At 65.1% G+C, this 23,076-nt stretch carries 21 protein-coding genes and 1 pseudogene; 7 read left to right on the top strand and 15 right to left on the bottom strand.

What is annotated here, in order from left to right; translation table 11 throughout:
- Positions 1-81 precede the first annotated feature (81 nt).
- Genes QFZ21_RS18740 through QFZ21_RS18755 form a run of 4 tightly spaced genes read right to left on the bottom strand, consistent with a single transcriptional unit; the run spans position 82 to position 4,154 of the window.
- Entirely contained in the window at positions 82-1,269 is a 1,188-nt protein-coding gene (locus QFZ21_RS18740) for an acyl-CoA dehydrogenase family protein (protein WP_307380562.1), read from the bottom strand.
- A complete protein-coding gene (locus QFZ21_RS18745; RefSeq protein WP_307380564.1) occupies positions 1,266-2,024 on the bottom strand; it encodes an alpha/beta fold hydrolase in 759 nt (252 codons plus the stop codon). The genes QFZ21_RS18740 and QFZ21_RS18745 overlap by 4 nt, the downstream gene beginning before the upstream one ends.
- 16 nt (positions 2,025-2,040) lie before the next feature.
- Positions 2,041-2,949: a sugar kinase gene (locus QFZ21_RS18750; RefSeq protein WP_307380567.1), complete on the bottom strand. Its 909-nt coding sequence runs from the start codon at positions 2,947-2,949 to the stop codon at positions 2,041-2,043.
- Positions 2,946-4,154, bottom strand: coding sequence for an MFS transporter (locus tag QFZ21_RS18755; protein WP_307380570.1), 1,209 nt, complete (start codon positions 4,152-4,154; stop codon positions 2,946-2,948). The genes QFZ21_RS18750 and QFZ21_RS18755 overlap by 4 nt, the downstream gene beginning before the upstream one ends.
- 369 nt (positions 4,155-4,523) lie before the next feature.
- Here QFZ21_RS18755 and nrdH point away from each other — a divergent pair, with 369 nt between their 5' ends.
- From nrdH to QFZ21_RS18785, 6 genes and pseudogenes are all read left to right on the top strand, one after another.
- Complete coding sequence (nrdH, locus tag QFZ21_RS18760; protein WP_046012882.1) at positions 4,524-4,757, top strand: glutaredoxin-like protein NrdH; 234 nt, start codon at positions 4,524-4,526, stop codon at positions 4,755-4,757.
- Positions 4,758-4,789: 32 nt separating this feature from the next.
- Entirely contained in the window at positions 4,790-5,227 is a 438-nt protein-coding gene (gene nrdI / locus QFZ21_RS18765; protein WP_307380572.1) for a class Ib ribonucleoside-diphosphate reductase assembly flavoprotein NrdI, read from the top strand.
- Positions 5,224-7,368 (top strand): class 1b ribonucleoside-diphosphate reductase subunit alpha, encoded by a 2,145-nt coding sequence (gene nrdE, locus QFZ21_RS18770; RefSeq protein ID WP_307381355.1) that lies wholly within the window; start codon positions 5,224-5,226, stop codon positions 7,366-7,368. Before nrdI ends, nrdE begins: the two co-directional genes overlap by 4 nt.
- 42 nt (positions 7,369-7,410) lie before the next feature.
- A pseudogene (gene nrdF / locus QFZ21_RS18775) lies at positions 7,411-8,389 on the top strand (class 1b ribonucleoside-diphosphate reductase subunit beta).
- A gap of 362 nt (positions 8,390-8,751) precedes the next feature.
- A complete protein-coding gene (locus tag QFZ21_RS18780; protein ID WP_307380573.1) occupies positions 8,752-10,023 on the top strand; it encodes a site-specific integrase in 1,272 nt (423 codons plus the stop codon).
- A 58-nt stretch (positions 10,024-10,081) separates the two neighbouring features.
- A complete protein-coding gene (locus QFZ21_RS18785) occupies positions 10,082-10,288 on the top strand; it encodes a helix-turn-helix domain-containing protein (RefSeq protein ID WP_307380575.1) in 207 nt (68 codons plus the stop codon).
- A gap of 378 nt (positions 10,289-10,666) precedes the next feature.
- Here the strand turns inward: QFZ21_RS18785 and QFZ21_RS18790 are convergent, their stop codons facing one another.
- Positions 10,667-13,048: a hypothetical protein gene (locus QFZ21_RS18790; protein WP_307380576.1), complete on the bottom strand. Its 2,382-nt coding sequence runs from the start codon at positions 13,046-13,048 to the stop codon at positions 10,667-10,669.
- A gap of 136 nt (positions 13,049-13,184) precedes the next feature.
- Entirely contained in the window at positions 13,185-13,445 is a 261-nt protein-coding gene (locus QFZ21_RS18795) for a hypothetical protein (RefSeq protein WP_307380577.1), read from the bottom strand.
- Positions 13,446-13,638: 193 nt separating this feature from the next.
- Here QFZ21_RS18795 and QFZ21_RS18800 point away from each other — a divergent pair, with 193 nt between their 5' ends.
- Entirely contained in the window at positions 13,639-13,995 is a 357-nt protein-coding gene (locus tag QFZ21_RS18800; protein ID WP_307380580.1) for a sulfate permease, read from the top strand.
- Between the two features lie 14 nt (positions 13,996-14,009).
- Here QFZ21_RS18800 and QFZ21_RS18805 read toward each other — a convergent pair whose 3' ends face one another.
- The 9 genes from QFZ21_RS18805 to QFZ21_RS18845 form a co-directional block, all read right to left on the bottom strand.
- Positions 14,010-14,537, bottom strand: a complete 528-nt coding sequence (locus QFZ21_RS18805; RefSeq protein WP_307381359.1) for a hypothetical protein — start codon at positions 14,535-14,537, stop codon at positions 14,010-14,012.
- A gap of 55 nt (positions 14,538-14,592) precedes the next feature.
- Positions 14,593-15,045 carry a single-stranded DNA-binding protein gene (locus QFZ21_RS18810; RefSeq protein ID WP_307380582.1) on the bottom strand — a complete coding sequence of 151 codons (453 nt, stop codon included), beginning with the start codon at positions 15,043-15,045 and terminating at the stop codon, positions 14,593-14,595.
- A gap of 2 nt (positions 15,046-15,047) precedes the next feature.
- On the bottom strand, positions 15,048-16,907 hold the full coding sequence (locus QFZ21_RS18815; protein WP_307380584.1) for a type IV secretory system conjugative DNA transfer family protein: 1,860 nt from the start codon (positions 16,905-16,907) through the stop codon (positions 15,048-15,050).
- Positions 16,904-17,437 (bottom strand): hypothetical protein, encoded by a 534-nt coding sequence (locus tag QFZ21_RS18820; RefSeq protein ID WP_307380585.1) that lies wholly within the window; start codon positions 17,435-17,437, stop codon positions 16,904-16,906. The genes QFZ21_RS18815 and QFZ21_RS18820 overlap by 4 nt, the downstream gene beginning before the upstream one ends.
- Positions 17,438-17,472: 35 nt before the next feature.
- Entirely contained in the window at positions 17,473-18,957 is a 1,485-nt protein-coding gene (locus QFZ21_RS18825; protein WP_307380586.1) for an ATP-binding protein, read from the bottom strand.
- Complete coding sequence (locus tag QFZ21_RS18830) at positions 18,954-19,721, bottom strand: hypothetical protein (protein ID WP_307380587.1); 768 nt, start codon at positions 19,719-19,721, stop codon at positions 18,954-18,956. The genes QFZ21_RS18825 and QFZ21_RS18830 overlap by 4 nt, the downstream gene beginning before the upstream one ends.
- 166 nt (positions 19,722-19,887) lie before the next feature.
- Positions 19,888-21,354 carry an SCO6880 family protein gene (locus QFZ21_RS18835; protein ID WP_307380590.1) on the bottom strand — a complete coding sequence of 489 codons (1,467 nt, stop codon included), beginning with the start codon at positions 21,352-21,354 and terminating at the stop codon, positions 19,888-19,890.
- A gap of 6 nt (positions 21,355-21,360) precedes the next feature.
- Entirely contained in the window at positions 21,361-22,734 is a 1,374-nt protein-coding gene (locus tag QFZ21_RS18840) for a conjugal transfer protein TrbL (RefSeq protein WP_307380592.1), read from the bottom strand.
- A gap of 34 nt (positions 22,735-22,768) precedes the next feature.
- Positions 22,769-23,041 (bottom strand): DUF6112 family protein, encoded by a 273-nt coding sequence (locus QFZ21_RS18845; RefSeq protein ID WP_373426053.1) that lies wholly within the window; start codon positions 23,039-23,041, stop codon positions 22,769-22,771.
- Between the last annotated feature and the right edge of the window lie 35 nt (positions 23,042-23,076).

Below are 23,076 nucleotides of genomic sequence, written 5' to 3' on the forward strand. Positions count from 1 at the left end.
CGATCTTCGCACCCGGAACGCTTTGCGGCAACCGATTCCGCGGCGGGAAAGCTGCCTCGCCCCTGATCTCGGCAGGAGCCGTCAGTTCGCGACCGGGCCCAGCCAGGCGCTCGCCGCGGTCGAGTGCGCGGACTCGGGGTCTGACGGGTGGAACGCGCCCGCGAGCACGTCGCGGTAGAGCCGCGAGAGCTCGTTGGCCGAGAAGTACGAGCCGCCGCCCGCGACGAGCATCGCCTGATCGACGACCTGCTTCGCCATCGTGATCGCGCGGTGCTTCACGCCCGAGAGGAGGGAGAACCACCGCGGGCCGTTGTCGACCCGCTCATCGACGTCACGCGCGAGGGCGGCGATCTGCGGCGGCAGCGCGTCGTAGGCCAGAGCCATGTCGGCGATCCGCCACCGGATGTCGGGGTCCTGGCTGTACGCGGCACCGGTCTTCTTCGAACGCCGAGCGCCGGCCGTCAGCACGGCCAGGTCGAGTGCGCGCCGGGCGATGCCGGTGTAGACCGACGCCAGCAGGATCTCGAACATCGCGAAGATGCCGAAGACGATCGGGTCCGGGTTCGGGCCGGGATCGATGCGCCGCACGACGTGCGCGGTATCCGCCACCGCGCCGGTCAGCCGGGTCGTCCTGCTCTGCGTCGCCCGCATGCCCAGGGTGTCCCAGTCATCGCCGGTGGCGACGGCATCCGTCCTCTCGATGAAGGCGAACACCAGCTTGGGCGCGTCGGCACTCGTGGTATCCAGCCCATGCAGGCCGAGCCGGGTCCAGACCGGGGCGAGGGACGTGAAGATCTTGGTGCCGGTGAAGGCGTAGCCGCCGTCGGGCAGGGGTGCGGCGTCGGTGTCGCTGCCGAACAGCACCAGGTCGTTGCCGCCCTCGCTGATCCCGAAGGCGAAGACCTCGCCCCGGGTGGCACCGTCCTGCACGAACTCCAGCCCGGAGACGCCCCGGTCGGAGAACACCTTGGCGACGCCCGTCCACACGAGGTGCATGTTGATCGCGAGAGCCGTCGCCGGAGCGGCCTCGGCGAGACGCTGCTGCAGGATCGCCGCCTGGGCGAGGGTGAGTCCGGCGCCGCCGCGCTCGGTGGGCACGAGGATCGAGAGGTACCCGGCGGCGCGAAGCTCGTCGAGATCCTGCTGAGGGAACGTGTTCTCACGGTCGTGGATGGGCGCGCGGTCGCGGATCCGCTCGAGCAGGTCGTCGGGGAGGAAAGCGGCCGGATCGAAGCTCATGACAGGCTCGCTCACGACAGGTTCACTCATGACAGCGCCTCCAGGAGCTGGCGGATCGATTCGTCCGGCTTGTCGCGGTGCAGCGAATGTCCGGCGCCCTCGACGATCGACATCGTGATCCGCGGGTTGGCGGCCAGCACCGCGGCGGCGACGTCGCCGGTGAAGACGCTGTAGACCGCGGGGTCGGCGCCGATCACGTGCGTGGGCACCGTCAGCTGAGCGGCCGCCGCGCGCACATCCCAGGGCTGGTTCTGCGCGCTGGTCTGCTCGACGGCCCAGGCGCTCGCGCGCAGCACGGCATCGACCTTTAACTCTTGATCCTGCGGGTGCCAGTGCGGATGCTCCTGCTGCACGACCTCGAAACGCGTGTCGGCGAACGCGCGCTCCTGGCTCCGGCGGACGATTCCCGCGTCCCGGTCGCCGATCTGGATCGCCGGGTCGATGAGGACGAGCCGCCGGGTCCAGTCGGGAGAGGAGGCCGCAGCGACTGTACTGGCCGCGCCGCCCAGCGAATGACCGATGACCGCATCCCACGATCCGCCGCCCTGGGGTGCCGTCGCCACGAGGTCGGAGCCGTACGCGGCCACGGTGTAGTCGAGGGCGCGCGGGGCGTCGCCGTGGCCCCGCAGGTCGACGGCGGTGGCGTGCCACCCGGCATCCGCGAGCGCATCGCCGAGGCGCCACATCAGTGCCGCGGACGAGCCGAGACCGTGCACGAGCAGCGCGCGGCGAGCGGCGGACGGGTCACCCCAGGCGAGGCGGGGCAGGGTGAGCGGTGCAGGCATGCCCCCAGCCTAGAACTCAGTCGAGGGGCGGGAGGTCGGCGGCGATCCTGAGCACGCGCGCCGCCGCTGCGTGTCCGGCGGAGAGCCGAGCGGCCAGATCACTGCCATCGAGGGTGGCGGCCAGGAACCCCGACGCGAAGGCGTCGCCGGCGCCGACCGGTTCGACGACCTCCACCTCGGGCGCGGGCACGAAGACGGGCGCATCGTCGCCGGCGAAGGCGGTCGCTCCCACCTCCCCGTCCTTGACGACGAGCAACGCGCAGTGCGGAAGGTGCGCGCGGATCTCCGCCGGCGTCGCGGTGCCCCAGATGCGCTCGGCCTCATCGCGGCCGACGAAGGCGATGTCGGCGGCATCCGCGAGTCGGGCGAGGGTCGCCGCTGCCTCCTCCGCACTCCAGAGGGCACGACGGTCGTTCACGTCGAACGACACGACGGCACCGGCGCGGCGGGCGTCGATGAAGACCTGGTCGACCATCCGCAGGCAGCTCTCGGAGAGGGCGGGGGTGATGCCGGTGGTGTGCACGATGCGCACGCCGGAGAGCTGCGCAGGGGAGAGGAAGCCGGCATCCATCCGCGAGGCGGCCGAGCCCCGGCGGTAGTAGTAGACCGCAGAGGACTCGACGCCCGGGTCCTTGAACATCACACCGGTCGGGGCGTTTTCGTCCCGTTCGACCCAGAGCTCGACCCTCCGGCGTTCCATCTCCGAGGCGATACGGGTGCCGATCGGGTCATCGCCGAGTCGCGACGCCCACGCGGCCCGGTGGCCGAACGACACAAGTCCGACCGCGACGTTCGCCTCCGCCCCGGCGAGCGTGATCGTCGCCGTGTCGGCCTCGGCGAGTCCGGCGTCGGTCGGGGTGATCAGTGCCATCGATTCGCCGATGCAGACGACCTCGGGAGCCGTCGGATGCGGGGGGATGCTCATGAGGGGGTGACCGCCACGGGTTCGGTATCGGGATAGGGGCTCGCGTCGCGATGACGGAGGTCGGGGAAGGATCGCACGAACACCACGGCGACGATGAGTCCGACGGCGGCGAACAGGGCCGCGGCGAAGTAGGCGCCGCGCCAGTCGCCGACGTCGACCAGGAAGCCCGCGACCGCGGATCCGGCCGCGGCGCCGATGAGCTGACCGGTGCCCGCCCAGCCGAACGCCTCGGCCGTCTCGCTGAACTTGACGCTGGCCGAGGTGATCGCGAACAGCACGGCGAGGGCGGGGGCGATGCCGATGCCGGCGAGCACCAGGGTGCCGCCGAGCCAGAACACGTTGAGCATGACCATCGTGAGCCCGAGGCCCACCGTGACGATCAGCAGCCGCCGCGCCATCGCCCAGGGGCCGATCGGGATGTGGCCGAAGGCCAGGCCGCCCGCCAGGCTGCCCACCGCGAACACGGCCAGCACGAGCCCGGCCGTCAGGCTTCCGTGCTCGAAGGTCGCGACGACCCCCACCTCGACGGCCGCGCAGGCGCCGATCAGGAGGAAGCCGATCACGGTCGCCAGCAGCACCGGCGGCTTGAGCACGACCTTGCCCAGTGCATTGCGGCTGCGCGGGATGCGGACGCGCCCGACCTCGGGGGACAGGATGAACCAGGCGCCGCCGCCCACGAGGATGACCGCCACGAGGAGCAGTCCCTCGACCGTGCCGATCTGGGTCGACACGAGGGTGATCAGCACCGGGGCGAGGATCCAGATGATCTCCTGCAGAGACGCGTCGAGGGAGAACAGCGGCGTCAGCTGAGAGGAGTTGACCAGCTTCGGGTAGATGGTGCGCACCGCCGCCTGGATCGGCGGGGTGGAGAGTCCCGCGATCATGCCGAGGATCATGTACCCCGGCACGGTGAGGGGGAGGAGCGCGAGCCCGATCACGGCGATCACGCACACGGCGAGGGTGAGGGTGATCACGCGGCGCATGCCCCAGACACCCATCCAGCGGCTGGTGATGGGACCCGCGACGGCCTGTCCCACGCTCGTCGCGGCGAGCACGAGTCCGGCTGCGCCGTAGGAGCCGGTCTGCTGCTCGACGTGCAGCAGGATCGCGAGCGACGACATGCCGTTGGGGAAGCGAGCGGTCAGCTGAGCGGCCATCATGCGCGCCACTCCCGGCGTGCGAAGAAGATCCCGATATCCCGCCACCTGACCACGCTAGTGGGCGGACCGGAGCGGCGTCCAAGCGGCATCCGACACGACACGCCGACGACACGCCGAAGGGCTGTTTCCACAGGCGATCGAATGTCGGATGCCGCGCGTACGGTCGCCCCTGTGGATGGATCCCTCACAGGTGCCTCCCAGCCGCGGATTCTCGGGCCTCGAGGTGCCTGTGGCGGGGTCGCAGCCTGTGGAAGAAACGGTGGACAACCTGTGTTGTATTTGGGGAGAGCGGTGGAAAACTACACGAATGTAACTACTACCCCTAGTGGTCGCCCCCAATGTCGGCACCCATATGTAGTATTGAACTCCCGGCGGGGGTCTGCCGGCCAAAACCAAGATTTGAGGGGATGAGACATGTCGATCACGGTCTACACCAAGCCTTCCTGCGTTCAGTGCAACGCGACGTACCGCGCGCTGGATGCCAAGGGCATCGAGTACGAGATCCACGACCTTTCGGAGGACCCGACGGCGCTGGAGCAGGTCAAGGCGCTCGGCTACATGCAGGCGCCGGTCGTCGTCACCGACGAGGACCACTGGTCGGGCTTCCGTCCCGACAAGATCGCCGAACTCGCGACCCGCCTGGCCTGACCCTTCGACAAGCTCAGGGACCGGGGAGAACTATGAGCGCCGCCGTCGCGACCGCCGCGCCGCTCCTGGTCTACTTCTCCAGCGTGTCCGGGAACACGGCACGCTTCGTTGAAAAGCTCGGGCTCCCCGCCCGACGCATCCCGCTCCACCCGCAGGAAGAACCGCTCGTCATCGACGAACCCTTCGTGCTGGTCACCCCCACCTACGGCGGGGGCGAGGGGCGCGGCGTCGAACGCGGGGCGGTGCCCAAGCAGGTGATCCGGTTCCTCAACGACGAGGCCAACCGGGATCACATCCGCGGAGTCATCTCCGCAGGCAACACGAACTTCGGCGAGTCCTTCTGCCTCGCCGGTGACATCATCAGCCGCAAGTGTCAGGTGCCCCACTTGTACAGGCTCGAGATCTTCGGCACACAAGACGATGTTGATCGCGTGAGCGACGGATTGGAACGACGGTGGAAGCTTCACTGACCGAGACAGTGGCATTCAAGGCCAACCCCTCCTACGAAGGTCTCGACTATCACGCGCTCAACGCGATGCTCAATCTCTACGATGCGAACGGCAAGATCCAGTTCGACGCCGACAAGCGCGCGGCGCGGGAGTACTTCCTGCAGCACGTGAACCAGAACACGGTCTTCTTCCACTCGCTCAAGGAGCGCCTGGACTACCTCGTGGAGAAGGAGTACTACGAAGGCGCCGTCATCGAGAAGTACTCGTTCGACTTCATCCAGAAGCTCAACGACCGGGCCTACTCGAAGAAGTTCCGCTTCGAGACGTTCCTCGGAGCCTTCAAGTACTACACCAGCTACACGCTGAAGACGTTCGACGGCAAGCGCTACCTCGAGCGCTTCGAGGACCGCGTCGTGATGACCGCCCTCGGTCTCGCCGACGGCGACGAGAAGCTCGCTGTGGCCCTCGTCGACGAGATCATCTCGGGCCGCTTCCAGCCGGCCACCCCGACGTTCCTCAACGCAGGCAAGGCGCAGCGCGGCGAGCTCGTCAGCTGCTTCCTGCTGCGCATCGAAGACAACATGGAGTCGATCGCCCGCGGCATCAACTCCGCGCTGCAGCTCTCCAAGCGCGGCGGCGGCGTCGCCCTGCTGCTGTCGAACATCCGCGAGGCGGGTGCGCCGATCAAGCAGATCGAGAACCAGTCCTCCGGCATCATCCCGGTGATGAAGCTCCTCGAAGACAGCTTCAGCTACGCCAACCAGCTGGGTGCCCGTCAGGGTGCAGGAGCCGTGTACCTCAACGCGCACCACCCCGACATCATGCGTTTCCTCGACACCAAGCGCGAGAACGCCGACGAGAAGATCCGCATCAAGACGCTGTCGCTCGGCGTCGTGGTGCCCGACATCACGTTCGAGCTCGCGAAGAACGACGAGGACATGTACCTGTTCTCGCCGTACGACGTCGAGAAGGTCTACGGCGTTCCGTTCGGCGACATCTCGGTCACCGAGAAGTACCGCGAGATGGTCGACGACCCGCGCATCAAGAAGACCAAGATCAACGCGCGCGAGTTCTTCCAGACCGTCGCCGAGATCCAGTTCGAGTCCGGCTACCCGTACGTCATGTTCGAAGACACGGTGAACAGGGCCAACCCGATCAAGGGTCGGATCAACATGTCCAACCTCTGCAGCGAGATCCTGCAGGTCAACACCCCGACGACGTACAACGACGACCTGTCGTACGACAACATCGGCAAGGACATCTCCTGCAACCTCGGCTCGATGAACATCGCGCTGTCGATGGATGCCGATGACCTCGGACAGACCGTCGAGACCGCGATCCGCGCGCTCACCGCGGTCAGCGACCAGAGCCACATCGGCTCGGTGCGTTCCATCGAAGACGGCAACGACCGCTCGCACGCCATCGGCCTCGGCCAGATGAACCTGCACGGCTACCTCGCCCGCGAGCACGTGTTCTACGGGTCGGAAGAGGGCATCGACTTCACGAACATCTACTTCTACACGGTGCTGTTCCACGCGCTGCGCGCGTCGAACAACCTCGCGATCGAGCGGGGGACGACGTTCGACGGCTTCGAGGACTCGACCTACGCGTCGGGGGCGTTCTTCGACAAGTACATCGACCGCGCCTGGGTTCCCGAGACCGAGAAGGTCAAGGAGCTCTTCGCCGGCAAGCACATCCCGACGCAGGAGGACTGGACCGCGCTGAAGGCGTCGATCCAGCAGCACGGCATCTACAACCAGAACCTGCAGGCGGTGCCGCCGACCGGCTCGATCTCGTACATCAACAACTCCACGTCGTCGATCCACCCGATCGCGTCGAAGATCGAGATCCGCAAGGAAGGCAAGCTCGGCCGCGTCTACTACCCGGCGGCGTTCATGACGAACGACAACCTCGAGTACTACCAGGACGCGTACGAGATCGGCTACGAGAAGGTCATCGACACCTACGCGGCTGCCACGCAGCACGTCGATCAGGGCCTGTCGCTGACGCTGTTCTTCAAGGACACCGCCACCACGCGTGACATCAACAAGGCGCAGATCTACGCATGGCGCAAGGGCATCAAGACGATCTACTACATCCGTCTGCGTCAGATGGCGCTCGAGGGCACCGACATGGCCGAGTGCGTCTCGTGCATGCTCTGACACTTCGACAAGCTCAGTGACCCAGAAACAGGACGACAGAACATGACTCCCTCTCCGCTCAAGCTGGTCGACCACGTGCAGGCGATCAACTGGAACCGCATCCAGGACGATAAGGATGTCGAGGTGTGGAACCGCCTCGTCAACAACTTCTGGCTGCCCGAGAAGATCCCGCTGTCCAACGACATTCAGTCGTGGAACACGTTGACCGCCGACGAGCAGCTGCTCACCATGCGCGTCTTCACCGGGCTCACGCTGCTCGACACGGTTCAGGCGACCGTGGGTGCGGTCTCGCTGATCCCCGATGCGATCACCCCGCACGAGGAGGCCGTCTACACGAACATCGCGTTCATGGAATCGGTGCACGCCAAGAGCTACTCCTCGATCTTCTCGACGCTCGCGTCGACCAAGGAGATCGATGAGGCGTTCCGCTGGTCGGTCGAGAACCCGAACCTGCAGAAGAAGGCCCAGATCGTCACGGAGTACTATCGCGGCGACGACCCGCTCAAGCGCAAGATCGCCTCGACTCTGCTCGAGAGCTTCCTGTTCTACTCGGGCTTCTACCTGCCGATGCACTGGTCGAGCCGGGCGAAGCTCACCAACACCGCCGACCTCATCCGCCTCATCATCCGTGACGAGGCCGTGCACGGGTACTACATCGGCTACAAGTTCCAGCGCGGGCTCGAGACGCTCGATCAGGCCCGCAAGGACGAGCTGAAGGACTACACCTTCTCGCTGCTGTACGAGCTGTACGACAACGAGGTGCAGTACACGCAGGACCTCTACGACGGTGTCGGTCTGACCGAAGACGTCAAGAAGTTCCTGCACTACAACGCCAACAAGGCGCTGATGAACCTCGGCTACGAGGCCATGTTCCCGTCCAGCCGTCACGAACGTGAATCCGGCCATCCTGTCCGCGCTCTCGCCGAACGCCGACGAGAACCACGACTTCTTCTCGGGGTCGGGTTCCTCGTACGTGATCGGCAAGGCGGAGGCCACGGAAGACGACGACTGGGACTTCTGAGAACTTCTCTCTGAGGTTCCAGCGAAACAGCTGGTCAGAGGCCCGGATCCGCGAAATCTCGCGGGTTCGGGCCTCTTTCGTGCCCTCTTCGAAATGGCAGAGGAGGACAGAGATGACCAGGAATACCCGTTCGGTGGGGCACGCCGGTGGCACGAGCACACCTCCCTCATGGAGGCGAGAGAGTCCGGCTCCCGAAATTTCGGGTTGGCGAGCGGCCGGGGCGTGCCACTTCGTGCCACAGGTGACCTACGGAATCCCTCACGATCCGCGGAAATACGCGGATCCTGGGTCTCGTGGGCGTCGAGTGGCACGGAGTGGCACGACGGTCCACACTCGTCCGTTCAAGTCCACGGGAGGGCACGATGACTGCATCTAAGCGAGAGTCGTGGGGCAGTCTGCGCAAGCTCCCTTCTGGCCGCTGGCAAGCGCGCTATCCCGGACCCGACGGAGAGACCTACACGGCTCGGACCGAGGGCGACAAAGCGCTGACATTCCTCACGAAGACGGACGCGCGGACATGGCTTGCCGCCGTGCACACGAAGATCTCGCTCGGCCAGTGGAACCCGCCAGCGGCCGTAGCGGCACGGAATCGCGCCGAAGCCGCTACTGAGAAAGCGCGGTCGATGGGGTTCGAGGAGTACTCGGAGCGATGGGTGCAGTTGATCAAGACCGAGCCCAACCGCAGCGGAAAGAGGCGGGCCATCGGGACGGTCCGCTCGTATCAGGGCAAGGTCACTGGCTACCTGGTGCCGGAGTTCGGTGACACTCCTCTGCGGGAGATCGACGCAGACCGCATCCGCGTCATGACCGACCGACTCGACAAGATCCCGGCACCGCTGAATCCGAAGTCAAAATTCAACGGGATCACGCGGCCGGTGCTGATCGTGCTCATGATGATCTTGCGCCAGGCGGCCCGGGACGGGGTCATCCCTGCGGCACCGAGCGTCTCCATTCCGCGTCAAGAGTCGGTGCGTCACGATTCTGACCACGACGAAGGTGAGGATGTCGTGACGCCCAGGCAGGTCGAGGCGCTCTACGCGGCGGTTCCCAAACAGTGGGCGATCATGGTGCTGCTCGCCGCGTGGTGTCAGCTGCGTCGCGGGGAATGCCTGGGACTGCAACGGCGAGATGTCGAGTGGAACGATGACGGCAGCGCAACCCTACATGTGCGTCGTCAGCTGAACGCCAACACCGGCGACTACACCGACACCAAGAGCGATGCAGGCAAACGGTCGCTCAGCATCCCCAAGCTCATGATCGTTCGGCTCAAGCAACACCTGGATGACAACGTCGCCGCCGAAGCCAAAGCGCCGGTCGTTCCGGCGAGCGTCAGGGGCAGTATGCCGCTCTCGAACACTCGCTGGGGCTACGTCTGGGCCGATGCACGAGACTGCGTCGACGGCTTGCCGCATCGCTTCCGCTTTCACGACCTGCGGCACACGGGCCTGACACTCTTTGCTCAGGAGGGCGCGACGCTCGCTGAGCTGATGCGCCGGGGCGGGCACGCGGACATCCGAATCGTGCTGCGGTACCAGCACGCCACCATGGACCGTGATCGCGAGCTGGCGAATCGAATGAGCGACCGGGTCGCCGAGAGCATCGCCCGGGCGCTGAAGGAGGATGAGGAGACTTAGGCGGACAGCCGCGGACACCTGAGAAGTGACACGAGTCCACTCACAGGAAGGTATCGCCATGACTGTTCGAACTTACTCCGAGGAGCACGACACCGGGTTGGTCTCCCTGGCGATCGCGGCTGAGAGCTTGGGCGTCTCGGTCAAGACGATCCGACGTCGAATCTCCGACGGCACCGTCCGGGGATATCGGGTCGGACGCCTCATCCGCGTCGACCTGGTCGAGCTGCGGCGGAGTCTCGTGGTTGAGATCCCGGCGGCGAGGTGACCACTCGAACACTCGATTCTTCGGCGGACGACCGGAGGTGCTTGTGTTGTGCTCACGAACGCGTGAGACCTCGGATCCGCAGATGGCAGCGCGGGCACGGCCGTGTATGAGACGGTTGATACCAACTCTGGCAGCGCTCGTCTTCGATCCCTTGTGTGGCGCCGACGAGCCGTCCCAAGAGCGGGAGAGCAGCTATGGGAATCGGTGACCCCCGTCCCCACCATGTGAGCAACGGTAACAGGACCCTACTACCCCCACCCATGCGACCATCGTGATCGAGACGTTCAAAGGAGTGGACCCACCGTAACCGGCCGGAACCTGCACCGCGGACATCTCCGGAAACCTGCACCGCGGACATCTCCGGAATCCGCGGTCAGATCACTTGCCGACTACCGCTGTCGCTTCAACATCCGCTCCGGAATCCGCCATCTGAGCAGCGGATGCCCTGTTCGCCGGCTCGGGCCGCCGGACGAAGTCCCGCCAGTAGTCGGCGTACTCCGAATCGAAGCCCTCACGGAAGCGCAGCATCTCGTTCGGTGCGGCGAATATGGCACCCTGCATCAAGTAAACCTTGCGGTGCAGCGAAGGCATCCCGAGTAACTCGTAGCTCGACGGACCTGTTACCCGGATTTCGGTGCCGTTGGCGCGCAGCAGCGTGCTGCTCCGACCCCACTGATCCGCCTCGCTCGACACGACCTCGAAGGTCGCACGCACGCAGCCGATCTGCTCCAGAGAGCGGAGCACCTCACGGGCACGATCCAGGGCGGAGTTCACTTCATCCGTGGTCGGCGTCCGCTGTTTACCCTCCGCGTGGAGCAGGCCGTTGCGAGCACTGAGTATCCCGGAGTCATTCAGGCGGGTGCTGACATCGCGCAGAGTCTTCCGCAGGGATACCTGCGACGAGGCGGTCAAGTCGAGGTAGGGAATCGTGTGGGTGAAAGGGAAACGCTGTAGATCCGTCTGCTTCACAAACCGCGGATAGTCGTCCTTCTCGCGGAGGAAATCCGCCTCGTGGCTGCGCAGGCTCTCCAGATGATTCGACAGCCGCATGAATCCTTGGACGAGCTCCGCAAGTACCGGCCCCGCGCTAAGGTCGTTGCGCTCGACGCCGTCCTTGCGTTCCACGGACTCGTTGAGCGTCTCGATGGTGAACTCGCGAGCGGACTGCAGGTGGAACTCGAACGGCCTCCCGGCCACGGAATGGTCGGTGAGCAGAGCCCAAGTAGCGAAAATCAAAGAGTCGAAAAGGTGACGTTCGAGCGCGACGAAGTAGTTGACGGCGACCTTGCGCAGCGCTTCCTCCGTCGAGTCGTTGGCCGTGAGCGGGGTAACGACGAACTTCTCCAACGAGTTGTGGTTGCGCCAGTAGTTGTCCCGAATGTCCGGTCGGCGGTTCGGGACGAACCCCAATTTCCAGAGCATCGAGTCGAGGAAGCTAGCGTCGTCCCCGCCGATGGATAGGCCGAGAACGACCGCAGCTTTCTTTGCATTCCCTTCCCTCGAGAGAACCAACGTAGAGAGTATTTCGCGAGGGCTCGCAGTGCGCAGGAAGCTCTCCAGGCGCTCATCGGTGGTGGCTCCCGGATGCCCGCGAAGCAACCATGCAAGGTCGTTCATCTCCTCTGCGGACTCCGGGTCGAAAAGGGAACGGGCGAGCGACGTCAGTCGGAGGAGTGTGACGGTGGAGCTGCCGGGCATGATCCGGTAGCCCATAGAACTAAGCTCAGATCGCAGTCCCCACGCACCGGAACGCGCGCGGTGGTTCACAACAGGCTTGCGCACCTCGCCGTCGGGCACCTCGATGTCGCCTTCCTGCACAGCCGCATCGAGAGCCTCGGCTAGAGCTTCATCGGGCTCGGTGAGCAGGAGGTTCAGCAGGCTGGCACGGTCGAGTTCAAATGACCACTTGTCGACGTCTCCGGAGAATCCGAACGATGATGCCCAAGCATGAGTTCGGCCACCGGACGTCTCCAAGACACGCTTTAGAAGTTTCCTGAGTTCACCGTCACTGAGCCCGTCGCCCAGCAGGAAGGGCAGCGTGGAGGCGTCATTGATCTCGTACGGGTTGTATCGCTCTTCGATGAGTTCTGAGGCGAAGCCAGACCAATCGGAGGGTTCCTTCGCAAACTGACGGAGTACTTTGCTCGCGAGCGGACGATGTTGATTCACGCCCGCCTCGCGGCTGGTGGAGAGACCGACGTTGTGGATCTCTGTGCAGGAAATATCGCTGCAGTGCTGCAGCGGAATGTCGGTCGCGGGGTGCAGGTCCCGTTCGAACTCCAACCGGTGCAACCCGAACGGGCCAAGGAGGTAGTGCCCGTCGTGGAAGACACCCTGCGGCTTGTCTTGCAGAAGCCGCATCGTATCTCCGTGCTTCAGGTCGTCGCGCTCCTCAGGGATGAGGGAGACTGCCTCGTCATAGAGTCCGCGTCCGAAGATCATCGGGTAGAGAATGCGCTTCTCGCGGATCATCTCGGATACCGCCTCGACCAGCTTGCTCATGTCGATCCGTTCGATGTCGATGAGCGGGTCAACATGCGTCAGCGTCAACAGACACAATAGGTTCGCGTCTTTCGTCTCAACGGACTCGTTGGCGACGAGCTGGTGCCGCAGCTTCTTGCCGGAATCCGAGAGGACAATCGCCCGGTTTAGCTCGTCAGAGGCCTTGAAGTCCGACGGGATGATGGAGTGGGCCAGGATGTGGACCAGCGTGCGTAAGTCAAGGAATCGCTCGCGCCACTCCTCCTCGGGATAGTCCACCGCGAGTTCCGTCCGCGTGCGTGCACCTGATGAAGACATCGACACCCCTGTCTACGCCTCCCTTAGGCGCCCCGACTCACACAGTACATGCGCGGGAATGGCTCCCATATAGCCTTCTCAGTGCTCGGTCAGGAGGTCACTCGCTTCGCAAGCTCTCCACGGCATCACCGGGATGCGACGTGATCAGGGATCGCGGCCAATCGCAAGCGATCCCGCCGTACCGCGGCGTCCACTCGATCCATGCTGGGTCGCGTCGTCGCGCTCGATGGGGGAGATCAGTCAATCCGCTGACGCTCATGAGGAGCCTTCCGGTCGCGGGGTCATCCAGAACGCCGATCAGCGCGAGCACCATCCGGGCGGTCCGCTCGTCCTTCGCGAGCTGCGAGAGCATGGGCATGTCAGCCTCCTGTGCGTTGAGATCTCTATAGGAAGGTGAGCAGGATCAGCCCTTTTGGTTCCTGAAGAGCAGGCGTACCCTGGAAGGCGAAGCAGGTTCACAACTCTGCAGGCCCTTCGGGGCGGCCCTCCACGGGCACTCGACACACACGCTGCTTCCTCGACGGAGAACGACGTGTGACGAGAGGCCCATCATGATTCGTTCGATCTGGACGGTCAGTGCCTTCATCCATGCTGTCCTGCAGCGATGCGCACCTACGAACATCGTTCTTGGCCGCATCCGGCGTCGCCGCGGACTCAAGTGGGGCGTACCCGCGATGCTCCTCGCGGTGCCGTACTCGATCGCGGCCAGCCTGTGTTCCGCAGCGGTCGGCGACGGCGCCTCCGGGTGGTTGAACCTCATCATCGTGCTGTGCCTGTGGAACGCGACGAAATTCCTCGTGGCGGGACCCGTCGCCGTGGTGCTCCTGCTCCGTGTTCGGCATCAGGAGGCTGTCGCGAGGCGCGCGTCCGAGCGGGCGAACGCAGCTGTCGAGCTTGTCGCGGCTTGAACACCCGACCGATCTCAGTCGGGGATCTCGCCGGTGCGTTCGTCGATGGTGGCGAAGAACGCATCCTCTGCGGCCTGGCGCGCTTGGACCTGTTCGATGACGAACGCGACGAAGTCGGCGTCTCGGTCAGTGATGACATGCTCGACGATGTCGACGGTCCGATCTTCCCCCGGCCAGATAGTCTGCCGCGTCGGACGGTCCCGATCGAGGCGGGTGCCACTGACCGTGACCCAATCGTGCAAACGCTGGCGAGCATCCGCGAAGTCGCGATGCCAGCCGAAAGGTGCGGAGCCGTCTTGGCCGGCGTCGTAGGCGCAGAGCCAATGCAGGTGCAGCGCCGACAGCTCCCAGACCAGTTCGGGATGGCGGTGCCAGAGCGGCGGAATCACTGCCGCCGGGATGCCGTACTCCAGCCGGAGCCAGTTCACCCAGCGGTTGAGTTCGAGGAGTTCTTGCTCAAGGTCGTGCGAGGTGAGCAAGTTCCAGTTGATTGGGTGCGGTGGCTCCGCAACGAGATCGGGCCCAAACGGCTCAGCGTGCATACTCTCGGGCCCTTGGTTGAGCGCGTCGTCGTCGTTCATGGTTGTTCCCGTTGGACTAGCGACTGAGAGGCGAACTGCTCATGGTTGGCTGCGCTCGGGCGTCAAACGCACGGCTCTGCTCCTTGTCAGCGCGGTCCCGGTCGGCGCCTCGGGGAGACCGGTCGACGTCGTACCGGGTGCGCGCGGTGTCGTGGCCGATACGCTTCGCGACGAACTCTTCCCCCTCGACGGTCTGGCCCTCGCGCTCGTAGCTCACGGGCCGCTGGTATCCCTCGGCGAGAAATTTGTCGCCCTTCGCGAACCGCGCAGACGTGTGTTCGGCAGAGCGTCCGAACATGACGAGGTGGTGGTAGCTCGTCTCCAACTGCGTGAAGCTCCCGTCCTCTTCGCGACGGAAGTGCTCCTGCCCGAAGCGGAAGTAGACGCGGGGGTTCCCGTTGCTGGAGTTCGTCAGCTGCGGTTCTGAGGCGACGAAGCCCGAGACGGATTCTTGCGTGTAGATCGACATGATCAGCTCCCTGTCTGGTTGGGTGGCCGGGTTTGCTCGGTCACTGCATCAGGCAGGTGCGCGCCGCTCTCCGGACCGGCCTGATTCGTCGTGGGGCCCTTCAGGAGTGCTTCCACGGCCGAGCGATCGAGCCGGATCTTCTCGCCGTCAGCGCGCTTCGGCCATGGACGCAGGTCTGTGACGATCGGCGGCGCCGATCGCAGCAGGATGATGCCAGTACCGAACGAGAGCGTGCGGATGCGATCTGGCGGCAGGATCGGGACGCGGCGAACGGAGCGCTGGTTGGATCGTGAGCCGTAGTCGCCGAAAGTGACGGAATCGGTGAACTCGTCCCGCTCGCCGATGAGCGTGGATAGGTCCTGGAGGTCACGAGAGTTGGAAGCGCCGCCAAGAATGATCTTCGCGATGCTGGCGTCCCAGATCGCAGCTGCCTGGTTCTCCGACCACTTGTCTCTCGCTTGGGCGAGAGACTGGAGCACGGGCATCGTCGTGATGCCGGTGCCGCCACCTTCCGCCATGAGCGTGGGGAGCGACGGCAGGGGAGCGAGGTTCCCGACCTCATCGAGTGCGAGCAACAGCGGTGGATCAAGGCGTGCGCCGGGTGATCGTGCCGCCATCCGACGCGCGGTTTCGACGAGGTCTTCGATGAAAGCAGCGACGAGGGCAGCGCTGTTTCCGGCGCCAGCTCCGGTCGCGAGCAAATAAAGCGTGCCGCGGTTGAGGATGAATTGCTCTGGGTCGAAGTGTTCGTTTTCGGACGGGCTGACGGCATCCAGCACTCTGGGGTCGGCCAGTGCGGCAAGAGCAAGGGATACGCCTTGCCAGATGCTGTCACGCGTGCGCGGATCGGCGTCTAGCATCGCCTCCAGCGATTCGGCCCATCCTGTCGCGGCGCGCGGCGAGCCAGACAGGATCGCTACGGCCTCGGCTGCCGCGGCGGGGTCGAGGGTCCAGCGGAAGAGTTCGGTCGGACTTCGCTGATCGAGTGCCGCGGCGTGCAGGAGCGTCTGGAGGGCGATGCGTGTCTTGCCCTCCCAGAACCCACCGCCTTGCACACCCCCCGAGGACAGCTCGGTCGCAGCGGCGAGGCCGGCCGCGCGGATCATCGCCGTGAGCGGATCCCCGCACCCGCGGATGGGTGACCATCGCAGCCCAGCGGGGATACCCTCGGCCAGATGCTCAGGGTCGAAAACTGCGACAGGGCCGATCCGCTTGCGCGCCCTAAGAGTGACGGTGAGGTTGTCGGGTCTGGTTGAGGTCGTAACGACTGCTCCGGGCGCATCAAGGATCGCTGGGATCACGATATGCAGGCCCTTGCCGGAGCGCGGCGGTCCGATGAGCAGGATCGAGTCTTCGACGCTGGCCCAGATCTGCCTTCCGTGTGATCGCCCGAACAGATAGCCAACGTCCTCGGGCTTAGGGCACTCCAGTGACGGGCGCATTGTGGCAGCGCGGCGAAGGAGCGCCTTGGTCGACGCGCTGGACGCGACCTCACGCGCACTCGCGGTGCCCTGGAGCCGACGCGGGTCAATGTCGTTGGAGTGCGAGTGGCGCCGTAGCATCACCCACGCCCACCCGATTGCGGCGCCGAGCAGTACGAGCATGAATGCTGCGACGACCCAGAAGGCGACGGCGTTGAGCTCAGGCGCTTCGAGCGCCGCGGCGGGGTCAGCAGGATCGAACAACACATTGACGCCACCACCGATCCCGGCCCGTGGTTGCTCCACCCCAGAGAGCGCAGCAGCCACGGACCCCGCGCCACGAAGGACCGCGGCGACGCTGAACAACGCGACGAGACCGATCATCAACGGATTGGTGAGTTCGTCAACGAAGCCCCGGCTTGGAGCGTGCGGGGTATTCATGACGGCACGAATTCCGAGACGATGACGCCGGAGACGCGGCCGATGAGGAGGATCTCCGACCGGTGGTCAACCATCCCGCTCAGATCGATAACGGCACGAGCGGTCCCATCGGCCGAGCCTTCCGCGCCGCAGATCGAGAGTGCAACGGTGACGTCCTCACCGGGGACGAACCCGGATCCGCGGACCTCGAGGAGCTGGTGCATCGGAAGATGCCGCGCTCGCCGCGTTGCACCAGGCGCCGGGGAATCGACGTCTGTGTGCTCGCGCCTTGTGGCGTGGATGATGTCGGTGAAGATGGAACCGTCGTGCTCTCGTACTTCGACGCGGATGGTGCGAGTGCGGTGGTCAGAGAGCGCGTCAAGTAATTCACCGAACTGCGCCCGACTCCATTCGAAGCCTGCGCGCGGAGGCGGGAAGTCGCGTCCGTCCTGAGTGACGCGCATCACACCGCCTTCGTCGACGCGGATGCTGGCGAGTGGAAAGTTGACGAACGCTTCGGACGGGAATCCTCCTGCGCTGCGATTGCTCATGCCTCGCAGGTGCGCGAGCGGCTCCTCGCGTCGGGTCAGCCGGTCATGCGCGCGGTTGTATCGAAGAGTTCCAGCTCGGCTGGATGGAGCTGGTGCTGGCACACGAAGGAGCGGTCCTTGATGCGCCACAGCCCCTGGCCGACCCCGAGGCCCGGAAGCAACTTCTGCTCGGTGCCCGTGAGCCCGAGTGCTCTCGCGGTGCTGCCGAGCTGGTCAGATTCCTGCCGGTAAATGATCCTCGTCTCGGCATTGGCCAACAAGCTGTTCGCGAGGGCGCGCATCGCCGAGCCTTGATCGCCGACGTTCTCCAAGTCGGTCAGTTTGTGGAAGATCAGCATGTTCGCGATCCCGTAGTGGCGTGCGAGTCGCCAGTGTGCGTCCATGCGCCGTAGCAGCGCCGGGTGAGACATGAGGCGCCAGGCTTCGTCGTAGATGCACCAGCGCTGGCCTCCGCTGGGATCGAGCAGGGCGGACTCCATCCATGCGGAGGAGCAGGTCATGAGTACCGAGGTCAGCGTCGAGTTCTCCGTCACTCGCGACAGATCGAGCGAGATCATCGGCAGGGTCGGATCGAAGGCCACGGTCGAAGGGCCGTCGAATAGCCCGGCGAGGTCACCGGCGACCAGGCGTCGGAGAGCGTGACCGACAAGTCGCCCGTCTTTGGCGAGCCGTCCGTCGGGGTCGGCATGCGAGGTCGGATTGAGGATGTGTTCGACAATCATCGGCAGGACCGGGATGCCGTTGCTGCGCACGACCTCGGTCAGCGCGGTATCGATCGCAGTGTGTTCCAGCGGCGTGAGCTGTCGAGTGAGCACCGTCTCCGCGAGCGCTCCGATCAAGTCCCGGCGACGGGAAGCAACCGTGGACGCCCAGCTCACGTCGCTCATGCCTACGGGCCGGTATCCCTCGTCAAGTGGATTCAGGCGCGTCGTGAGCCCGTGCCCGAGCACGATGGCCTGTCCGCCCACGGCCTCGGCGACAGCAGTGTGTTCGCCCTTCGGATCGCCGGGCACATAGACGCGGCGCCCGAACGGAAGTGATCTCGTGTAGAGGCTCTTGGCCAGGCTGGACTTGCCAGATCCGACGATGCCCGCGAGCACAACGTTCGGAGCGGTGATTATGCCGCGGGCGTACAGCACCCATGGGTCGTAGACGAAGGATCCACCCGAGTACAGATCCTGTCCCACGAAGACTCCGTCTGGTCCGAGCCCACCTTCGGCAAGAAATGGATAAGCACTAGCGAGGGTCGCTGACGTGTCCTGATGCCGGGGCAAGCGGAACCTCCCCGGCGATCGGAGCTGCGCGATGCCAAGCTCACCGGCGGCAGGGAGATATTTGGTGGCCCGCTGTTCGATCAGCTCGGCGACGTGCTTCTCCCGGGCTTCTTGGCGTTCAGCGTGCTGCTGATCAGTCTGCATTTTCGCGGCGGCCTGTCGACGCGTCTTTCGCAGGCGACGTTTCTCAGTAGCTGGAGAAATGAGTACCGAGGTGTGGAGTCTTTCGGCATCATGCCGGTTCACAGTCCCAGACCCCGTTGCTGCTTGAGTGTCGTAATGGTGGCCGGTTCGAACCATGAGGACCGTTGCTGGTGTGGCGTGTCTGCGCGGGCGTCGAGCCCTCGAAAGTCTTCCGGCACCACGTCAATCCCCTCGACGTGGTGGAGCCGGTAGAGGGCGACGTGGTCGAAGCTGTGGCTGTACGTAAGGTGGTAATCACCGTCGCGCGCCTCGCGCTCAAGCGGGCCGCTTGGTGGCACGTCGTAGACGTAACCGTTCTCCATCGCGGCGCGGGTGGTCTCGTCGCCGAAATCCCAGCTCTTCAGATGGTTCAATCCCGCGGCGGCACCGCCGGCGTCGATCATGTCGAGCACCTCGTCAGCTTCTTCGCCCTGCAGGAAGACGACACTGACCCACCGCTGCACTGCGGCCTCTTCGGGCGCAGAAACACCGTGCCGGGCGATACGACCTGCCGCGGATACCGCGGCGTTGAGTCGATCTTCGGCTTGGTCGATAAGAGTCGCGGCATGATGTAGTTCGTCGGCCGCGGCCAGCGCGTCCTTTGACCCGGCCGCGTGGTCGCTGTGGTCATCGAATGCTCTAGAGCGGTAGTCGAAGTGGGCGGTTGCGAGCTGATCGAGGGTCTGCCGCAGTGAACGCACGCCGGAAAGTACGTCGCCGAGTACACCGTAGACCTCTGTCGGGTTCTCGCACGTGCGCGTCGCATGCGCGAGCCTGCGCAGCGCCTCGGATGCTTCACTGGCATCAGCGCCGGGATCATAGAACATGGACACAGTGACCTCCCGGGTAGTAAGCGACTCCATGGTGAGGTGCGCCCGCGATCCCGCCACGTCGGACGAGGCAAATACCTCCAAGAGTCGCGCTCGGCCACGGATTCTTCACCCGACGGCTTTCTGAGGAGTCGGGCACCTCGGTCCCCTCAATCGCGTGAGGTCACACAACACGGCAAAGCGGCAGCGCCGCGGCAGTGAAGGACTGGGCCTGTTGGCCGACGAGGAGCCGCGTCTCGCAAGAAGCCTGGATCGCAGCCTGCTCGACCGCGGCAACCGCGGCGTCAAGGTCATCCGCGGTGCGTGCTGAGACCGAGATGAGCCCCGTGTAGCGAAGCACGCCGTGACCGGCGGTGAGATCTGCTTCTTGCTGCAAGACATCCTGGAACTCCGCCGTCTGCGATGCATCCTCGATCTGGCCGATCCGCTGGCGCTGAGCGGCGTCGGAGATGTACTCGGTCTTCTTCTTTCGGATGTCGCGCGCTGCCTGATCAGAGCGCATCGGCGTGCACAGCAGTGAGAACGACCGCTGGATCCCCGTCGATAGCATCAGCGGTGCGAGGAACCCCGGGTACACCATCGACCTCGGCCATTCTGAGATCCACAGCACAGCGTGGAACGCCGAGTCGGTGCGAAGCTTCGACCACGACTCGTTCACCGCGACCGGTCCCGCGGTCGCGAGCGAATGTCCGAGTTCACCGTGACGTTCGAGTGTCGCTGCGACCGCAGGGTCGTACGCCGAGCGCAGAACCACCGCGATGTCTCCGCACGAGAGCCATGAAGACGGCGAGAGGTCGGCCGAGCGTAGCGCGGCCACCAGCGTGGACATCTCCTGGCGAAGCACGGCCGCGGCGCCACGGATGCCTCCTCCGGCCGTGCGAATCTGTCGTGACGCTGCGCGCAGGTCAAGCGACAGAGAAAGCGTCGTGGCGTGACGTTCTCCGGCTGGCCCTGCTCGTTCGATCAGCTCGGCATACGTAGTCGAGGCCCACGATGCGTCTGCCGTGCCATGCGAGGCCCACCATTCGGCGAGCCCCGTGCCGGATTCGGGCAGGGTGCGCTCCAGCACTTGGAGCATCGAAATGCGGCCTGATCGGCATACAGTCGCAAGCACAAGTCCCCAAGAACTGACTCGGCGTTCCTGCTCACCGGGGTCGAGGAGCACGAAAGCAGGATGCGAGACGGAGGTGATCGCCGTGAGCGTCGCGGCGGTCGGGTCATGCACCATCCCGGCACCGGTGGCGGGATCATCGTACTCACGCAATCGCGACATGTCGCCGGGAAGCGCGAGCGATCCGGCGGGGCGCGGCTTCACGACGCGTCGACGATAGAGCAGCTGCCCGCCTGTGGTCTTCCACATCCACCAGAAGACGACGGGGATCCACTCGACGATCGCGCGCCCGGCGATACGGATCCATGCCACCGAGGCAGCGGCGACCCAGATCGGGGCGGAAAAGGCGATGAGCATGCCGCCTCCTGCGTAGAACGCCCACACGAGCGTGCCGATGCCGATTCCGAGCGCGATCAGCTGCGAGAGCGACAGGCCCAAGAGGACACCCCGGCGGGTCAATCGGGAGAACTTGACCGGGACGAGGTCTCCGGCGGGTCGGTTGTCGAGATCATTTGGCATGATGCGTTATTCCTTCCCGGAAGGCTGCGGTCGTGGCCGACTGGGCGGAGCCGGATCTGCGCGCGGGGCCGAGGGGTGCGGTGTGGAAGGTGACACAGGTGTCGCGGACGCTGCAGGTGCCGGAGTACGCGGGTCTTCCGCGCTCGCCGCAGCTGTCTCGGCGGTACCACCGACGCTCTGGCCGATCTTCGGTCCAGTAGTCGCGGCGCCTTTGACGACTTCGGCGCCAATGACCAGCGCTGCAGCGGGCCCGGCCGCCGCACCTGCGCCAGCTCCGGCACCTGCGCCAGCTCCGGCTCCAGCGCCCGCACTCGCGCCAGTCACAGTGCCGCTGGGGGTGGTGTCAGCCGACGCCGTCGCGCCCGGTGCAGTGCGCGCCGGAGGAGTGGTGCTCGGACCGCCACCCGACCCGCCGTCGAGGACTTTCTTGACACCATCGCCCTGCGGCTTCGACAGAACCGGGACGGGCCGGTTGATGGCATTCTTCGCCTCCTGCTCGCTTCCCATCGCGTGGTAGAGGTCAAAGCCGAGGAACGAGATGAACCGGTAGACCATGTATGGCGCGAAGGCTGCGATGAACAGCAGCACGATGCCCGAGATCGGCTCGGTCACGGACGCGAGGTCTGCCTCGATCGGGGTGGACACCTGGGTGATCGCGATGAGGAACACGACGACGAGTACGAGCTTCGAGATGATCAGCGCGACGACGAACGCCGCCCACTTACCGATCCATCCGCGGGCGACATCCCACGCCGCGCCCGCAAACGCGATGGGCGCGAGCACGACGGCCACCAACAGCAGGGCTTTGCGAATCAGGAGTGAGAACCACACGATGGCGACCGCGCAGATCATGAGCCCTGCGAGGAAGATCGTGATGATCGCGCCGACGCCGGGAGCCGCGATGTTGATCGTCGTGAGGCCTGCGGTCAGGAGCGCGATCTTGTCGCCCATGGTCGCGGTCGTTTCCCCTGCGGCCTGGACGATGCCGGCGCAGAGTTGGTCGACGACCTCCAGCGCAGTCGCGGTGAGGGTGACGACAACGAAGGAACCGAGTACTGCTTTGGCAGCTCCGAGCGCGGCGCGGGAGAGCGCAGCGGGTTCGCGCCGGATGAGTCCCAGGACCAGCTGGAAGCAGAAGAACAGCAGGACGATGAAGATGCCGATGCCGAAGAGCAGGTTGTAGACGTCGAGGTAGCCGGAGGATTGGACGTCGATGAGAGTGGTGCTGTCGAAGACGGTCCACATGGCTTCGATGAGCCATCCGGCAGCTTGTCCCATTGTGGAAGCGAGCCAATCGAACGGGGCAGAAACCAGCGAAGCAGCGCCTTGGCCGACGGCGTCGCACACGGTGGAGACGACGGGGATATCGCAGACACTCATCGCCGGGTTCCCAATTGGTTGCGACCGAGTGGCCTCAGACCTGCTGTCCGACGTTCCAGAAGAAGTTGATCAACGTCACGGACGCGCCACAGATGACCGCAGCACCACAGGAGATGAGCACGCCGAGCTTGCCTCGTGAGGCAAGGTGCGGGTTCGACGAGTTCGACCCGAATCCCCAGACGATCGCGGCGACGATCAGCCCGAGCACGGACAGAACGAGCCCAACCGTCATGACGGCACCGACGATCGTGCGTAGCTGCGCGATCCCGGGTAGACCGGAGTCGTTGGGAGTGATGTCGATGTCCATCGGCAGGGCAGTGGCGACGGTCGCGATGAGTTCGA

It is taken from the genome of Microbacterium sp. W4I20 (assembly GCF_030816505.1).
GTDB lineage: Bacteria > Actinomycetota > Actinomycetes > Actinomycetales > Microbacteriaceae > Microbacterium.

What these genes read in the sequence shown, in the direction of transcription:
- QFZ21_RS18740 (WP_307380562.1), bottom strand. Translation starts at nt 1,269, where the DNA reads ATGAGTGAACCTGTCGTGAGCGAGCCTGTCATGAGCTTCGATCCGGCC.
- QFZ21_RS18745 (WP_307380564.1), bottom strand. Translation starts at nt 2,024, where the DNA reads ATGCCTGCACCGCTCACCCTGCCCCGCCTCGCCTGGGGTGACCCGTCC.
- QFZ21_RS18750 (WP_307380567.1), bottom strand. Translation starts at nt 2,949, where the DNA reads ATGAGCATCCCCCCGCATCCGACGGCTCCCGAGGTCGTCTGCATCGGC.
- nrdH (WP_046012882.1), top strand. Translation starts at nt 4,524, where the DNA reads ATGTCGATCACGGTCTACACCAAGCCTTCCTGCGTTCAGTGCAACGCG.
- nrdI (WP_307380572.1), top strand. Translation starts at nt 4,790, where the DNA reads ATGAGCGCCGCCGTCGCGACCGCCGCGCCGCTCCTGGTCTACTTCTCC.
- QFZ21_RS18780 (WP_307380573.1), top strand. Translation starts at nt 8,752, where the DNA reads ATGACTGCATCTAAGCGAGAGTCGTGGGGCAGTCTGCGCAAGCTCCCT.
- QFZ21_RS18785 (WP_307380575.1), top strand. Translation starts at nt 10,082, where the DNA reads ATGACTGTTCGAACTTACTCCGAGGAGCACGACACCGGGTTGGTCTCC.
- QFZ21_RS18795 (WP_307380577.1), bottom strand. Translation starts at nt 13,445, where the DNA reads ATGCCCATGCTCTCGCAGCTCGCGAAGGACGAGCGGACCGCCCGGATG.
- QFZ21_RS18800 (WP_307380580.1), top strand. Translation starts at nt 13,639, where the DNA reads ATGATTCGTTCGATCTGGACGGTCAGTGCCTTCATCCATGCTGTCCTG.
- QFZ21_RS18805 (WP_307381359.1), bottom strand. Translation starts at nt 14,537, where the DNA reads ATGCACGCTGAGCCGTTTGGGCCCGATCTCGTTGCGGAGCCACCGCAC.
- QFZ21_RS18810 (WP_307380582.1), bottom strand. Translation starts at nt 15,045, where the DNA reads ATGTCGATCTACACGCAAGAATCCGTCTCGGGCTTCGTCGCCTCAGAA.
- QFZ21_RS18815 (WP_307380584.1), bottom strand. Translation starts at nt 16,907, where the DNA reads ATGAATACCCCGCACGCTCCAAGCCGGGGCTTCGTTGACGAACTCACC.
- QFZ21_RS18820 (WP_307380585.1), bottom strand. Translation starts at nt 17,437, where the DNA reads ATGAGCAATCGCAGCGCAGGAGGATTCCCGTCCGAAGCGTTCGTCAAC.
- QFZ21_RS18830 (WP_307380587.1), bottom strand. Translation starts at nt 19,721, where the DNA reads ATGTTCTATGATCCCGGCGCTGATGCCAGTGAAGCATCCGAGGCGCTG.
- QFZ21_RS18835 (WP_307380590.1), bottom strand. Translation starts at nt 21,354, where the DNA reads ATGCCAAATGATCTCGACAACCGACCCGCCGGAGACCTCGTCCCGGTC.
- QFZ21_RS18840 (WP_307380592.1), bottom strand. Translation starts at nt 22,734, where the DNA reads ATGAGTGTCTGCGATATCCCCGTCGTCTCCACCGTGTGCGACGCCGTC.
- QFZ21_RS18845 (WP_373426053.1), bottom strand. Translation starts at nt 23,041, where the DNA reads ATGGACATCGACATCACTCCCAACGACTCCGGTCTACCCGGGATCGCG.